The sequence below is a fragment of the Chromobacterium sp. FG89 genome, assembly GCF_057808735.1.
The window spans coordinates 1-15,640 of record NZ_JBMDIQ010000044.1 but is presented as its reverse complement, the minus strand read 5'-3'; the positions used below and the strand labels follow the sequence as shown (position 1 = coordinate 15,640).

Here is a 15,640-nt window from a genome sequence, read left to right as displayed (position 1 = left end):
TGGAAGATGGTCTGCGTTTCGCCATCCGCGAAGGCGGTCGTACCGTCGGCGCCGGTGTGGTAGCTAAGATCATCGCTTAATCAGGTTTAAAGGCCAGTAGCTCAATTGGTAGAGTATCGGTCTCCAAAACCGAGGGTTGGGGGTTCGAGACCCTCCTGGCCTGCCAATTAAGACCAGCCGGCGCTTGTGCGCCGGTTGGTCTTTTGTCGCATACGCGCAAGAGAAGATATCGACATGGAAATGCAAGATAAAATCAAGCTGGCGCTGGCCGGTTTGCTGGTGGCGGCCGGTATCGTCGGCTTTTACATGATTCCGGCGGACCAGGGTATTTTGCGCGCGCTTTCGTTTGTGGCCGGCGTGATTCTGGCGGTTGGGGCGGTTTGGCTGTCGCAGCCGGGCAAGAGTTTCGTCACTTACGCCAACGAGTCTCTGGTCGAGGCTCGCAAGGTGGTGTGGCCCACTCGCAAAGAGGCGATGCAGATGACCGGCATGGTGTTTGTTTTCGTGCTGGTGCTGGCCTTGTTCATGTGGTTGGTGGACTCCAGTCTGTCCTGGTTGTTTTATGATGTGATTCTCGGTCGAGGTAAATAATGGCAATGCGCTGGTATGTGGTTCACGCTTATTCTGGCTTTGAAAAAAGCGTGCAAAAGGCGTTGCGCGAGCGCATCGAGCGTTCTCATGTCGCCGATCAATTTGGTCAAATCCTGGTGCCGGTGGAAGAGGTTGTCGACGTCAAGAATGGCCGTCGCTCCATTACCGAGCGCAAGTTTTTCCCGGGCTATGTGTTGGTCGAGATGGAAATGACTGACGATACCTGGCATCTGGTCAAGAGCACGCCGAAAGTGACCGGTTTTGTTGGCGGCACCGCCAACCGCCCGGCGCCGATTTCCAAGAAGGAAGTCGAGGCCATCATGCAGCAGATGCAAGAGGGCGTGGAAAAGCCGAAGCCGAAGGTGCTGTTCGAAGTGGGCGAGAAGGTGCGCGTCATCGACGGCCCGTTCAACGACTTCAACGGTTCGGTCGACGAGGTGAACTACGAGCGCAACAAGCTGCGCGTGTCGGTGCAGATTTTTGGTCGCGACACCCCGGTTGAGCTCGAATTCAGTCAGGTTGAGAAGTTGTAAGCCTGCCTCTTGGCAAGCTTTTTTTAAGCGTGTATACTGTTGCGCTTTCGTCGGGAAGCGAGTTGACGCTCGCGCTATACCCAAACTAGGAGTTTAATCGTGGCAAAGAAAATTGTCGGCTATATCAAGCTGCAAGTGCCCGCTGGCAAAGCCAACCCGTCGCCGCCGATCGGTCCGGCCCTGGGTCAGCGTGGTCTGAATATCATGGAATTCTGCAAGGCGTTCAACGCCGCGACCCAAGGCGTTGAGCCGGGTCTGCCGATTCCCGTAGTGATTACCGCATTCGCGGACAAGTCCTTCACCTTCGTGATGAAGACCCCGCCGGCCACCATCCTTCTGAAGAAGGCTGCTGGCATCAAGTCCGGTTCGGCCAAGGCCAATACCGACAAGGTGGGTAAAGTGACTCGCGCTCAGCTGGAAGAAATCGCCAAGACCAAGCAGCCGGATCTGACCGCTGCCGATCTGGACGCCGCTGTTCGCACCATCGCCGGCTCCGCCCGTTCGATGGGTCTGGAAGTGGAGGGCGTGTAATGGCTAAGGTTTCCAAGCGCTTGCAAGCTCTGAAGGCTGGCGTTGATCGCAACAAGCTGTACGCTATCGACGAAGCGATCTCCCTGGTGAAAGCCGCCGCCACCGCCAAATTCGACGAGTCCATCGACGTGGCCGTGAATCTGGGCGTGGATCCGCGTAAATCCGACCAAGTGGTCCGTGGTTCCGTGGTTCTGCCGCGCGGTACCGGCAAGTCCGTACGCGTTGCCGTGTTCGCTCAAGGCGCGAACGCTGAAGCCGCTAAAGCCGCTGGCGCCGAAGTCGTTGGTTTCGACGATCTGGCCGAGCAGGTTAAAGCCGGCAATCTGGACTTCGACATCGTGATCGCCTCCCCGGACGCCATGCGCGTTGTCGGTCAGCTGGGTCAGATCCTGGGCCCGCGCGGCCTGATGCCGAACCCGAAGGTGGGCACCGTGACCCCGAACGTAGCCGAGGCCGTGAAAAACGCCAAGGCCGGTCAGGTTCAGTACCGTACCGACAAGGCCGGTATCGTTCACGCCACCATCGGCCGCGCTTCTTTCGAAGCCGAAGCCCTGCGTGAAAACTTCTCCGCTCTGGTTGATGCCCTGGTGAAAGCCAAGCCGGCAGCTTCCAAGGGCGTGTATCTGAAAAAGATCGCCGTATCCAGCACCATGGGTGTCGGCGCTCGTGTAGATACCAACTCGATCAGCGCTTAATCGCTGTTTGAGTTTGGCGGGGCGGTTCGCCGCCTCGCCAAGGCTTTGGGCTGGCAAGTTCGCTTGCCAGGTTGTCAAAGACCGTAGGCGCCGCAAGGCTTAATCGCAGATTTGCCAGTATGGAAGTCCGCACCCTACGCAGATGGTGTACCCGAAACAGGCTTCTGAACAAAGTTCAAGCTCATGTAGCTCAGGGGTAGAGCACTCCCTTGGTAAGGGAGAGGTCGGCGGTTCAATTCCGCCCATGAGCACCAGTTCTTTATGATGTCTCCTGATGTAGGTCGCCGCTGCAAAGCGAAGCGAAAATCCTTTCGCTTCATTTCAGTCTAGGAGGTAGACCTTGAGTCTCAATATCGAAGATAAAAAGGCGGTCGTAGCTGAAGTATCTGCCACGCTGGCAGACGCTCAGACCCTCGTTATCGCTGAATATCGGGGCATCGAGGTAAGCAGCATGACCAAACTCCGCGCTCAGGCGCGCGAGAATGGCGTATACCTGCGCGTTCTGAAGAACACGCTGGTTCGCCGTGCTGTGGAAGGCACTCCGTTTGCCGGTCTGGCTGACCAAATGGTCGGCCCGCTGGTTTACGCTGTTTCCACCGACCCGGTAGCTGCTGCCAAGGTGCTGCATCAATATGCCAAGGCTGACGACAAAATCATCGTCAAAGCAGGTTCCTACGATGGCCAGGTGCTGAACGCCGCTCAGGTTGCTGAGCTCGCGTCCATCCCGAGCCGCGAAGAACTGCTGTCCAAGCTTCTCTACGTTATGCAGGCTCCGGTCGCTGGCTTCGCCCGCGCGCTGGCCGCCCTGTCCGACAAGAAGCAAGCCGAAGCCGCTTAACTTATTTGATTCTTATAGAATTCAGGAGATTTTCACATGGCAATCACCAAAGAAGACATCCTCGAGGCCGTTGCTGGTCTGACCGTGATGGAACTGAACGACCTGGTTAAGGCGTTCGAAGAGAAGTTCGGCGTTTCCGCCGCTGCTGTTGCTGTTGCTGGCCCGGCTGGCGCCGGCGCTGCTGCCGCTGAAGAAAAAACCGAGTTTGACGTTATCCTGACTGGCGCTGGCGACAACAAGGTTGGCGTGATCAAGGTTGTGCGCGCAATCACCGGTCTGGGCCTGAAAGAAGCCAAAGATCTGGTTGACGGCGCTCCGAAAGCCCTGAAAGAAGGCGTGGCGAAGGCTGAAGCCGACGACATCCTGAAACAGCTGACCGAAGCCGGTGCTAAGGCTGAAATCAAATAATCTTCTTTGAAAAAAGAGGGTGAGGCTGGCGGAGAAATCCGCCAGCCTTATTGCGCTTGTAGTTGGCCGAAACGAAGAAGGTAAAAGCCAGCAATTATTGAGCGTGGCTGCTGACTTTTGGTTTCTTGCTTGCGCCACCCCACCTCGATGGAGACTCTATGAGTTATTCGTTTACTGAGAAGAAGCGTATTCGTAAAAGTTTTGCGAAGCGTGCCAGTGTTCTCGATGTCCCATTCCTGTTGGCGACCCAGATTGATTCCTACACCGAATTTCTCCAGTTGGGTGTGCCGCTTGACCAGCGTAGGGATGTGGGCCTTCAGGCTGCGTTCAAATCGATCTATCCGATCATCAGCCATAATGGCTATGCGCGTCTTGACTTCGCTCATTACGTCTTGGGCGAGCCGCCGTTCGACGTGCAGGAGTGCCAGCTGCGCGGCATTACCTACGCGGCTCCGTTGCGCGCGCGCATCCGCCTGACCATCTTCGACAAAGAGTCTTCCAAGCCGGTGGTGAAGGAAGTGCGCGAGAACGAAGTGTACATGGGCGAAATCCCGCTGATGACGACCAATGGTTCGTTCATCATCAACGGCACCGAGCGCGTCATCGTTTCTCAGTTGCATCGTTCCCCGGGCGTGTTCTTCGAGCACGACCGCGGCAAGACTCATTCCTCCGGTAAACTGTTGTTCTCCGCCCGCGTGATTCCTTACCGCGGTTCCTGGCTGGACTTCGAGTTTGACCCGAAAGACCTGCTGTACTTCCGTATCGACCGTCGCCGCAAGATGCCGGTGACCATCCTGCTGAAGGCGCTGGGTTACACCAACGAAGAAATCCTGTCCGAGTTCTACAGCTTCGACACCTTCTACCTGACCAAGAGCGGCGTGTTCATGCGCGTGGTTCCGGATCGTCTGAAGGGCGAAGTGGCCAAGTTCGACATCGTTGCCGCCGACGGCAAGCTGATCGTGGCCAAGGACAAGCGTATTACCGCCAAGCACATTCGCGACATCCAGACGGCTGAGCTGGACCGCATCGAAGTGCCGGCCGACGCGCTGCTGGGCAAGGTGCTGGCGCACAACGTCGCCAACGCCGACACCGGCGAGCTGATTTCGCGCGCCAACGACGAAGTGACCGAGGAAGTGCTGGCCAAGCTGGCGCTGGCCGATATCCAGCAGGTGGAAGTGTTGTTCACCAACGATCTGGATCAGGGCTCCTACATCTCCCAGACGCTGCGCGCCGACGACATCCAGGACCAGCTGCAGGCCCGCGTGGCCATCTACCGCATGATGCGTCCGGGCGAACCGCCGACGGAAGACGCGGTGGAAGCGCTGTTCCAGCGTCTGTTCTTCAGCGAAGAAACCTACGATCTGTCGCGCGTGGGCCGCATGAAGTTCAGCTCGCGCACCTACCAGTACAAATTCGACGACAAGACCCCTGAGTGGTTCAAGGTGCTGATCGGCGAGAAGTTCGCCGAGCGTCGCGATGTGATGGAAGGCACGCTGTCGACTGAAGACATCGTGTCCGTGATCGCCATCCTGACCGAACTGCGCAATGGCCGCGGCGAAGTGGACGATATCGATCACCTGGGCAACCGTCGCGTGCGTTCGGTGGGCGAACTGGCCGAAAACCAGTTCCGCGCCGGCCTGGTGCGCGTGGAGCGCGCGGTCAAGGAACGCCTGAATCAGGCGGAATCCGACAACCTGATGCCGCACGACCTGATCAACGCCAAGCCGGTGTCCGCCGCGATCAAGGAGTTCTTCGGCTCCTCGCAGCTGTCCCAGTTCATGGACCAGACCAACCCGCTGTCGGAAATCACCCACAAGCGCCGCGTATCGGCTCTTGGCCCGGGCGGTTTGACCCGCGAACGCGCCGGCTTCGAAGTGCGCGACGTACACCCGACCCACTACGGCCGCGTGTGCCCGATCGAAACGCCGGAAGGCCCGAACATCGGTCTGATCAACTCCTTGTCCGTCTATGCGCGCACCAATGAGTTCGGCTTCCTGGAAACCCCGTACCGCAAGGTAGTGGACAGCAAGGTCACCAACGAGATCGACTACCTGTCCGCGATCGAAGAAGGCCGCTACGTGATTGCTCAGGCCAACGCCGAGCTGAGCGAAGAAGGCGCGCTGATCGACGAGCTGGTGACCTGCCGCGAGAAGGGTGAAACCATTCTGGCGACTCCGGACCGCGTGCAGTACATGGACGTGGCCACCGGTCAGGTGGTGTCCGTCGCAGCTTCGCTGATTCCGTTCCTGGAACACGATGACGCCAACCGCGCATTGATGGGCGCCAACATGCAGCGCCAGGCCGTGCCTTGCCTGCGTCCGGAAAAAGCCCTGGTGGGCACCGGTATCGAGCGCTCGGTGGCGGTTGACTCCGGCACCACCGTGGTGGCGCGTCGCGGCGGCGTGGTCGACTATGTCGACGCGACCCGCGTGGTGGTTCGCGTCAACGACGAAGAAGCCGTTGCCGGCGAAGTGGGCGTGGACATCTACAACCTGACCAAGTTCACCCGCTCCAACCAGAACACCAACATCAACCAGCGTCCGGTGGTGAAAGTGGGCGACCACATCGCCCGCGGCGACGTGGTGGCCGACGGCGCCTCCACCGATCTGGGCGAGCTGGCGCTGGGTCAGAACATGACCATCGCCTTCATGCCGTGGAACGGTTACAACTACGAGGACTCGATCCTGATCTCGGAGAAGCTGGTCGCCGAAGACCGCTACACCTCGATCCATATCGAAGAACTGTCCGTGGTTGCCCGCGACACCAAGCTGGGCCCCGAGGAAATCACCCGCGACATCCCGAACCTGTCCGAGCGCATGGCCGGCCGTCTGGATGAATCCGGCATCGTGTACATCGGCGCCGAAGTCGAAGCCGGCGACGTGCTGGTGGGCAAGGTGACGCCTAAGGGCGAAACCCAGCTGACCCCGGAAGAGAAGCTGCTGCGCGCGATCTTCGGCGAGAAGGCTTCCGACGTGAAGGACACCTCGCTGCGCGTGCCGACCGGCACCGTGGGCACCGTGATCGACGTTCAGGTATTCACCCGCGAAGGCATTGAGCGCGACAAGCGCGCCCAGTCCATCATCGATTCGGAACTGAAGCGCTATCGCCTGGACCTGAACGACCAGCTGCGTATTTTCGACAACGACGCCTTCAGCCGTATCGAGCGTCTGATCGTCGGCAAAGTGGCCAACGGCGGTCCGAAGCGTCTGGTGAAAGGCACTGTGATCGATCAGGAATACCTGGCCGATCTGCCGTCCAAGCACGACTGGTTCGACATCCGCATGGCCGATGAAGATATCGCCAAGCAGCTGGAACTGATCAAGGAAAGCCTGGCGCAGAAGCGCGAAGAATTCGACCTCAAGTTCGAAGACAAGAAGCGCAAGCTGACCCAGGGCGACGAGCTGCCGCCGGGCGTGCAGAAGATGGTCAAGGTTTATCTGGCCGTTAAGCGCCGCCTGCAGGCTGGCGACAAGATGGCCGGCCGTCACGGCAACAAGGGCGTGGTATCGCGCATCCTGCCGATCGAAGACATGCCTTACATGGGCGACGGCCGTCCGGTCGACATCGTGCTGAACCCGCTGGGCGTACCGTCGCGTATGAACATCGGTCAGATCCTGGAAGTGCATCTGGGTTGGGCCGCCAAGGGTATCGGCGAGCGCATCGACCGCATGATCAAGGATCAGCAGAACGCTTCCTTGGTGCGCGGCTATCTGGAGCGCATCTACAACGAAGCGGGCAAGGTCGAAGACATCGCCTCGCTGAGCGACGACGAAGTGCTGGCCCTGGCGGACAATCTGCGCAAGGGTATGCCGTTCGCGACGCCGGTGTTCGATGGCGCCAAGGAGACCGAGATCAAGCACATGCTGGATCTGGCCTACCCGGATGCGGACCCGCTGACCGAGAAAATGGGCTTTAATGAGTCCAAGACCCAGATGACCCTGTACGACGGCCGCTCCGGCGAAGCCTTCGACCGCAAGGTCACCGTGGGCGTGATGCACTATCTGAAGCTGCATCACCTGGTCGACGACAAGATGCACGCGCGCTCCACCGGCCCGTACTCGCTGGTGACTCAGCAGCCGCTGGGCGGTAAGGCCCAGTTCGGCGGCCAGCGTTTCGGTGAGATGGAGGTTTGGGCGCTGGAAGCTTACGGCGCCGCCTACACCCTGCAGGAAATGCTGACCGTGAAGTCGGACGATGTGACCGGTCGTACCAAGGTGTACGAGAACATCGTCAAGGGCGAGCACAAGATCGATGCCGGCATGCCGGAATCCTTCAACGTGCTGGTGAAGGAAATCCGTTCGCTCGGCCTCGACATGGACCTGGAACGTTATTGATTGGGTTGAATGGGCGCGGCAAGCCGCCGCGCCTGTCCCCTGACTGGAGACGCAATGAAAGCTCTGCTCGACCTCTTTAAGCAAGTTACGCAAGAAGAAGAGTTTGATGCGATTAAGATCGGCATCGCCTCGCCTGACAAGATCCGTTCCTGGTCTTATGGTGAAGTAAAAAAGCCTGAAACCATCAACTATCGTACCTTCAAACCGGAACGCGACGGCCTGTTCTGCGCGCGCATCTTCGGACCGGTGAAGGACTATGAGTGCTTGTGCGGCAAGTACAAGCGCCTGAAGCATCGCGGCGTGATCTGCGAGAAGTGCGGCGTGGAAGTCACCTTGTCCAAGGTGCGTCGCGAACGCATGGGCCACATCGAGCTGGCCAGCCCGACCGCGCACATCTGGTTCCTGAAGTCGCTGCCGTCGCGTCTGGGCATGGTGCTGGACATGACGCTGCGCGACATCGAACGCGTGCTGTACTTCGAAGCGTTCGTGGTGACCGATCCGGGCATGACCCCGCTGCAATACCGTCAGCTGCTGACCGAAGAGGACTTCCTGGACAAGGAAGACCAGTACGGTGAAGAGTTCGTCGCCATGATGGGCGCCGAAGCGGTCAAGGAATTGCTGAAGAAGCTGAACCTGGACAGCGAGATCGAGACCCTGCGCGCCGAACTCAAGGCCACCAGCTCCGACACCAAGATCAAGAAGATCTCCAAGCGCCTGAAAGTGCTGGAGGCCTTCCAACGTTCCGGCATGAAGCCGGAATGGATGATCCTGGAAGTGCTGCCGGTGCTGCCGCCGGAACTGCGTCCGCTGGTGCCGCTGGACGGCGGTCGCTTCGCGACTTCCGATCTGAACGATCTGTACCGCCGCGTGATCAACCGTAACAACCGTCTGAAGCGCCTGCTGGAACTGCGCGCGCCGGACATCATCGTGCGCAACGAGAAGCGCATGCTGCAGGAATCGGTTGACTCGCTGCTGGACAACGGCCGTCGCGGCAAGGCGATGACCGGCGCCAACAAGCGTCCGCTGAAGTCGCTGGCCGACATGATCAAGGGCAAGGGCGGTCGTTTCCGTCAGAACTTGCTGGGTAAGCGCGTGGACTACTCCGGTCGTTCCGTGATTACCGTGGGCCCGACCCTGCGTCTGCATCAGTGCGGCCTGCCTAAGAAAATGGCGCTGGAACTGTTCAAGCCCTTCATCTTCCACAAGCTGGAAGTGATGGGTCTGGCCTCCACCATCAAGGCGGCCAAGAAGCTGGTCGAGCAGGAAGTGCCGGAAGTCTGGGACATCCTGGAAGACGTGATCCGCGAGCATCCGGTGCTGCTGAACCGCGCGCCTACGCTGCACCGCCTGGGTATTCAGGCGTTCGAGCCGGTGCTGATCGAAGGCAAGGCCATCCAACTGCACCCGCTGGTCTGCGCGGCGTTCAACGCCGACTTCGACGGTGACCAGATGGCCGTTCACGTGCCGCTGTCGCTGGAAGCGCAGATGGAAGCCCGCACCCTGATGCTGGCCACCAACAACGTGCTGTCCCCGGCCAACGGCGATCCGATCATCGTGCCGTCGCAGGATATCGTGTTGGGTCTGTATTACATGACCCGCGACAAGGTGAACGGCAAGGGCGAAGGCATGGTGTTTGCGGACACCAAGGAAGTGCATCGCGCCTACGAAACCCGTCAGGTTGAGCTGGCGACGCGCATCACCGTGCGTCTGCGCGAGTGGGAAAAAGACGAGCAGGGCGAGTTCCAGCCGGTGATCAAGCGTTACGACACCACCGTGGGCCGCGCCATTCTGTCCGACATCCTGCCGAAAGGCCTGCCGTTCGAGCATATCAACAAGGCGCTGAAGAAGAAGGAAATCTCCAAGCTGATCAACGTATCGTTCCGCCGTTGCGGCATCCGCGATACCGTGATCTTCGCCGACCAGTTGATGTACACCGGTTTCGCCTACTCCACTCGCGGCGGCATCTCCATTTGCGTGGACGATATGCAGATCCCGGCCAAGAAGGTCGATCTGCTCGCCGACGCGCAGAAGGAAGTCAAAGAGATCGAAGAGCAGTACCGTCAAGGTCTGGTGACCCAGGGCGAACGCTACAACAAGGTAGTGGACATCTGGGGCCGCACCGGCGACAAGATCGCCAAGGCGATGATGGACGAGCTGTCCAAGCAGAAGGTGCTGGACCGCGAAGGCAAGGAAGTCGATCAGGAATCCTTCAACTCCATTTACATGATGGCCGACTCGGGCGCGCGGGGTTCCGCCGCTCAGATCAAGCAGCTGGCCGGCATGCGGGGTCTGATGGCCAAGCCGGACGGCTCGATTATCGAGACGCCGATTACCGCGAACTTCCGCGAAGGCCTGACCGTACTGCAGTACTTTATTTCCACTCACGGTGCGCGTAAGGGTCTGGCGGATACCGCCTTGAAGACCGCGAACTCCGGTTACCTGACGCGTCGTCTGGTCGACGTGACCCAGGACTTGGTGGTGATCGAGGACGATTGCGGCACCAGCAACGGCTTCACCATGAAGGCCGTGCTGCAAGGCGGCGACGTGATCGAACCGCTGCGCGACCGCATCCTGGGCCGCGTGGCCGCGATCGACCTGGTGGATCCGTCCACCGGCGAGACCGTGATCGAAGCCGGCACCCTGCTGGACGAGCATCTGGTGGACGTGGTGGACAGCCTGGGCATCGACGAAGTGAAGGTGCGTACCGCCATCACTTGCGACACCCGCTACGGCCTGTGCGCCAAGTGCTATGGTCGCGACCTGGCGCGCGGCAAGCGCGTCAACGCCGGCGAAGCCATCGGCGTGATCGCCGCCCAGTCCATTGGCGAACCGGGCACCCAGCTGACCATGCGTACCTTCCACATCGGTGGCGCGGCGTCGCGAAACGCGGCCGCCAGCCAGGTGGAGGGCAAGTCCAACGGCACCGTGCGCTTCTCCAGTCAGATGCGCTATGTGGCGAACACCAAGGGCGAGCTGATCGTCATCACCCGCTCCGGCGAAGTGGTGATCCACGACGATATGGGCCGTGAGCGCGAGCGTCACAAAGTGCCGTACGGCGCGACCTTGATGGTCACCGACGGTCTGGTGATCAAGGCGGGCGCCGTGTTGGCCACTTGGGACCCGCACACCCGTCCGATCATCACCGAGTACGCGGGCCGCGTGAAGTTCGAAAACGTGGAAGAGGGCAACACCGTAGCCAAGCAGACCGACGAAGTGACGGGTCTGTCGACGCTGGTGGTGATCGATCCGAAGCGCCGCGCCGGTTCGCAGTCCAAGATGCTGCGTCCTCTGGTGAAGCTGCTGGACGACAACGGCAACGAAGTGAAGCTGGCCGGTTCCGAGGCCTCGGTATCAATCACCTTCCAGGTGGGCGCCATTATCACGGTGCGCGACGGTCAGGAAGTGGGCAAGGGCGAGGTGCTGGCCCGCATCCCGCAAGAATCGTCCAAGACCCGCGATATTACCGGTGGTCTGCCGCGTGTGGCCGAGCTGTTCGAAGCGCGTTCGCCGAAAGACGCCGGCATGCTGGCGGAAGTGACCGGTACGATCTCCTTCGGCAAGGACACCAAGGGCAAGCAGCGCCTGATCATCACCGATCTGGAGGGCAACGGTTACGAAAACCTGATCCCGAAAGACAAGCACGTGCTGGTGCACGACGGTCAGGTGGTGAACCGCGGCGAATCCATCGTCGACGGTCCGGTGGATCCGCACGACATTCTGCGTCTGCAGGGTATCGAGGCCTTGGCCCGCTACATCGTTCAAGAGGTGCAGGAGGTGTATCGTCTGCAGGGCGTGAAGATCAACGACAAGCACATCGAGGTGATCATTCGCCAGATGCTGCGTCGCGTGATCATCTCCGACAGCGGCGACACCGAGTTCATCCAGGGCGAGCAGGTGGAACGCGCCGACGCGCTGGAAATGAACGACAAGATGCTGGCGGAAGGCCGCGAGCCTGCGCAGTACGAAAACGTGCTGCTGGGTATCACCAAGGCGTCCTTGTCCACCGACTCCTTCATCTCCGCGGCTTCCTTCCAGGAAACCACCCGCGTGCTGACCGAAGCGGCGATCATGGGCAAGAAGGACGACTTGCGCGGCCTGAAGGAAAACGTGATCGTCGGTCGTCTGATCCCGGCGGGTACCGGCCTGGCTTACCACCGCACCCGTCGCGGTTCGACGCAGCATACGCTGGAAGCGGCCGAAGCTCAGTTCTTCGACATCGCCCCGGCCGACGCGCTCGACAGCAACGAATAACGCTTAGTCGTCTTGGCCGGAAAGGGGCGGAATTGCCCGCCTCGGAAGGCCCTGACGCAAAGTGTTGAAAAAACGCTGCCCTATCAACGGTTAAGGTGATGGGGCGGCGTTGTTTTCATTGACGGTAGGACGTTGACTAAAATATAATCCTCCGTCCTTTCTGGCGGCGTGTTGCCGCTGGAGAGCTTCAACTAGGAACTGATAGTAATGCCAACCATTAACCAACTCGTTCGCAAAGGCCGCGTCGCCATCAAGGCGAAGAGCAAGGTGCCTGCGCTGGAAGCCTGCCCGCAGAAGCGTGGCGTGTGCACCCGTGTCTACACCACCACTCCGAAGAAGCCGAACTCGGCTCTGCGTAAAGTGTGCAAGGTTCGTCTGACCAACGGTTTCGAAGTGATTTCCTACATTGGTGGTGAAGGCCACAACCTGCAGGAACACTCCGTAGTGCTGCTCCGCGGCGGTCGTGTAAAAGACTTGCCGGGTGTTCGCTACCACACCGTTCGCGGCTCCCTCGACACCGCAGGTGTTAAAGACCGTAAACAGGCTCGTTCCAAGTACGGCGCCAAGCGTCCCAAGTAATTGGGTTGCACTCAAGGCGGCCTGATCAACACTCAGGGTCGTCTAGTAAGTGACTGCTCCATTGGGTAGTCATGAGCCAAAGCTCAACTGAATAATCTAAGGAAGTAACATGCCACGTCGCAGAGAAGTCCCCAAGCGCGAAATCCTGCCGGATCCGAAGTTCGGTTCCCAGGACCTGTCCAAGTTCATGAACGTAGTCATGATCGATGGCAAGAAATCCGTTGCAGAACGCATCATCTACGGTGCTCTGGAACAGATCGAAAAGAAATCCGGCAAGAATGCCCTGGAAGTATTCAACACCGCTCTGGCCAACGCCAAGCCGGTTGTTGAAGTAAAAAGCCGCCGTGTAGGCGGTGCCAACTATCAAGTTCCTGTTGAAGTACGTCCGTCGCGTCGTATGGCTCTGGCCATGCGTTGGCTGCGCGACGCTGCGCGCAAGCGCGGCGAAAAGTCCATGGACCTGCGCCTGGCTGGTGAGTTGCTCGACGCGGCCGAAGGCCGTGGCGGCGCGATGAAGAAGCGTGACGAAGTGCACCGTATGGCAGAAGCCAACAAGGCCTTCTCGCACTTCCGCTTCTAAGCAGACCCACTATTTAAGGTGTAGATCGTGGCAAGGAAAACCCCCATTGAGCGTTACCGTAACATCGGTATCTCCGCTCACATTGACGCCGGTAAGACGACCACTACCGAGCGTATTCTGTTTTACACCGGTGTGAACCACAAGCTGGGCGAGGTTCATGACGGCGCTGCCACCACCGACTGGATGGAGCAGGAGCAGGAGCGTGGCATTACCATCACCTCCGCTGCTGTGACCACCTTCTGGAAAGGTATGGGGATGCAGTTCCCCGAGCACCGCTTCAACATCATCGACACCCCGGGACACGTGGACTTTACCATTGAGGTAGAGCGTTCCATGCGTGTACTGGACGGCGCGGTGATGGTGTACTGCGCGGTGGGCGGCGTTCAGCCCCAGTCTGAAACCGTATGGCGTCAGGCTAACAAGTACAAAGTTCCGCGTATCGCCTTCGTGAACAAGATGGACCGTCAAGGCGCCAACTTCTTCCGTGCGGTTGAACAGGTGAAGACTCGCCTGCGCGGCAATCCGGTGCCCATCGTTGTGCCTATCGGCGCTGAAGATGGTTTCACCGGCGTGGTTGATCTGTTGAAGATGAAGGCCATCATCTGGGATGAAGCGTCCCAGGGCATGAAATTCGAATACGGCGACATCCCGGCCGATCTGGTTTCCGTGGCCGAAGAATGGCGCGAGAAAATGGTCGAAGCCGCTGCTGAAGTCAGCGACGAGATGATGGACAAGTACTTGGGCGGCGAAACGCTGACCGAGGAAGAAATCATCGCCGGCCTGCGCGAGCGTACCCTGCGTTGCGAAATTCAGCCGATGCTGTGCGGCTCCGCGTTCAAGAACAAGGGTGTTCAGCGCATGCTGGACGCCGTGATTGAACTGCTGCCGGCGCCGATCGACATTCCGGCCATCGCGGGTGAAACCGACGGCAAGCCGGCCGAGCGTCACGCTTCCGACGACGAGCCGTTCTCGGCTCTGGCGTTCAAGCTGATGAACGACCCGTACGTTGGTCAGCTGACCTTCTTCCGCGTCTACTCCGGTGTGGTGAAGTCCGGTGATACCGTGCTGAACTCCATCAAGGGCAAGAAAGAGCGTATCGGCCGTATCGTGCAGATGATGGCGAACGACCGTATCGAGCTGGAAGAAGTGCGTGCCGGCGACATCGCCGCCGCCATCGGCCTGAAAGAAGTGACCACCGGCGAAACCCTGTGCGATCTGAACGCCGAAATCATCCTGGAGCGCATGGAGTTCCCGGAGCCGGTGATTCACGTTGCCGTTGAGCCGAAGACCAAGGCCGACCAGGAGAAGATGGGCGTTGCCCTGAACCGCCTGGCCAAGGAAGACCCGTCGTTCCGCGTGCGTACCGACGAAGAATCCGGCCAGACCATTATTTCCGGTATGGGCGAACTGCACCTGGAAATTTTGGTTGACCGCATGCGGCGTGAATTTGGCGTTGAAGCCAACGTTGGCGCTCCGCAAGTGGCTTACCGCGAAACCATTACCAAAGTCGTTACCGACGTTGACGGCAAGCACGTCAAGCAGTCCGGTGGTAAGGGTCAGTACGGCCATGCAGTCATTACCCTGGAGCCGTCCGGCGAAGGCAATGGCTACAAGTTTGTCGACGAGATCAAGGGTGGCGTGATTCCGCGTGAATTCATTCCGTCCGTGGACAAGGGTATTCAGAACACCCTGTCCAGCGGTATTCTCGCCGGCTTCCCGGTGGTTGACGTTACCGTGCGTCTGACCTTCGGTTCCTACCATGACGTCGACTCCTCGCAGATCGCGTTCGAACTGGCGGGCTCCCTGGCATTCAAAGAAGCCATGCGCCGCGCCGGTCCGTGCATCCTCGAGCCGATGATGGCGGTGGAAGTGGAAACTCCGGAAGAGTACATGGGCGATGTAATGGGCGACTTGAACCGTCGTCGCGGCATCGTTCAGGGTATGGACGACGATGGTTTGGGTGGCAAGAAGATCAAGGCCGAAGTACCGCTGGCCGAGATGTTCGGTTACTCCACCGACCTGCGTTCCGCTACCCAGGGTCGTGCGACTTACTCCATGGAGTTCAAGCACTACTCCGAAGCTCCGAAGCATGTTGCCGACGCCGTAATGGCCGCTCGCAAGTAATGCGCGCTGAGGCTGGCCGGGCCGAAAGGTCCGGTCAGTCCCGATCTAATGTTCTTTAATTAAGGATTTTTGCAAAATGGCAAAAGAAAAGTTTGAGCGGACCAAACCGCACGTAAACGTAGGCACCATCGGTCACGTGGACCATGGTAAAACCACTCTGACCGCTGCTATCACCA

Annotated in this window: 13 protein-coding genes and 2 tRNA genes; all 15 read left to right on the top strand. The window is 59.4% G+C overall.

All coding sequences use genetic code 11. The features are described 5' to 3' along the window. The coding region (locus ACODRW_RS23795; RefSeq protein ID WP_488906850.1) for an EF-Tu C-terminal domain-related protein at nt 1-80 on the top strand (80 nt) is incomplete at its 5' end. A 10-nt stretch (nt 81-90) separates the two neighbouring features. Then, a tRNA-Trp gene (locus ACODRW_RS23790) sits at nt 91-166 on the top strand. 68 nt (nt 167-234) lie between these two features. Further along, on the top strand, nt 235-591 hold the full coding sequence (gene secE / locus ACODRW_RS23785) for a preprotein translocase subunit SecE (RefSeq protein WP_107797905.1): 357 nt from the start codon (nt 235-237) through the stop codon (nt 589-591). Then, the gene (nusG, locus tag ACODRW_RS23780) at nt 591-1,124 is read left to right on the top strand and encodes a transcription termination/antitermination protein NusG (RefSeq protein ID WP_048411720.1); all 534 of its coding nucleotides are present in this window, start codon (nt 591-593) and stop codon (nt 1,122-1,124) included. The genes secE and nusG overlap by 1 nt, the downstream gene beginning before the upstream one ends. Nucleotides 1,125-1,223: 99 nt before the next feature. After that, nucleotides 1,224-1,655 carry a 50S ribosomal protein L11 gene (gene rplK, locus ACODRW_RS23775; RefSeq protein WP_048416070.1) on the top strand — a complete coding sequence of 144 codons (432 nt, stop codon included), beginning with the start codon at nt 1,224-1,226 and terminating at the stop codon, nt 1,653-1,655. Further along, a complete protein-coding gene (gene rplA / locus ACODRW_RS23770) occupies nt 1,655-2,350 on the top strand; it encodes a 50S ribosomal protein L1 (RefSeq protein WP_048416069.1) in 696 nt (231 codons plus the stop codon). Before rplK ends, rplA begins: the two co-directional genes overlap by 1 nt. 179 nt (nt 2,351-2,529) lie before the next feature. Further along, a tRNA-Thr gene (locus ACODRW_RS23765) sits at nt 2,530-2,604 on the top strand. A gap of 86 nt (nt 2,605-2,690) precedes the next feature. Beyond that, a complete protein-coding gene (gene rplJ, locus ACODRW_RS23760; protein WP_107797906.1) occupies nt 2,691-3,188 on the top strand; it encodes a 50S ribosomal protein L10 in 498 nt (165 codons plus the stop codon). A 36-nt stretch (nt 3,189-3,224) separates the two neighbouring features. Then, nucleotides 3,225-3,596, top strand: coding sequence for a 50S ribosomal protein L7/L12 (rplL, locus tag ACODRW_RS23755; RefSeq protein ID WP_019102910.1), 372 nt, complete (start codon nt 3,225-3,227; stop codon nt 3,594-3,596). A gap of 158 nt (nt 3,597-3,754) precedes the next feature. Further along, nucleotides 3,755-7,930 carry a DNA-directed RNA polymerase subunit beta gene (rpoB, locus tag ACODRW_RS23750; protein WP_107797907.1) on the top strand — a complete coding sequence of 1,392 codons (4,176 nt, stop codon included), beginning with the start codon at nt 3,755-3,757 and terminating at the stop codon, nt 7,928-7,930. A gap of 54 nt (nt 7,931-7,984) precedes the next feature. After that, on the top strand, nt 7,985-12,181 hold the full coding sequence (gene rpoC / locus ACODRW_RS23745) for a DNA-directed RNA polymerase subunit beta' (protein WP_107797908.1): 4,197 nt from the start codon (nt 7,985-7,987) through the stop codon (nt 12,179-12,181). 207 nt (nt 12,182-12,388) lie between these two features. Next, the gene (gene rpsL / locus ACODRW_RS23740) at nt 12,389-12,760 is read left to right on the top strand and encodes a 30S ribosomal protein S12 (RefSeq protein ID WP_019103491.1); all 372 of its coding nucleotides are present in this window, start codon (nt 12,389-12,391) and stop codon (nt 12,758-12,760) included. Between the two features lie 109 nt (nt 12,761-12,869). Then, nucleotides 12,870-13,340, top strand: coding sequence for a 30S ribosomal protein S7 (rpsG, locus tag ACODRW_RS23735; protein WP_019103492.1), 471 nt, complete (start codon nt 12,870-12,872; stop codon nt 13,338-13,340). A 27-nt stretch (nt 13,341-13,367) separates the two neighbouring features. Next, nucleotides 13,368-15,464, top strand: a complete 2,097-nt coding sequence (gene fusA / locus ACODRW_RS23730; RefSeq protein ID WP_107797909.1) for an elongation factor G — start codon at nt 13,368-13,370, stop codon at nt 15,462-15,464. Between the two features lie 76 nt (nt 15,465-15,540). Then, on the top strand, nt 15,541-15,640 hold a 100-nt coding region (locus ACODRW_RS23725), incomplete at its 3' end, for a GTP-binding protein (protein WP_208457775.1).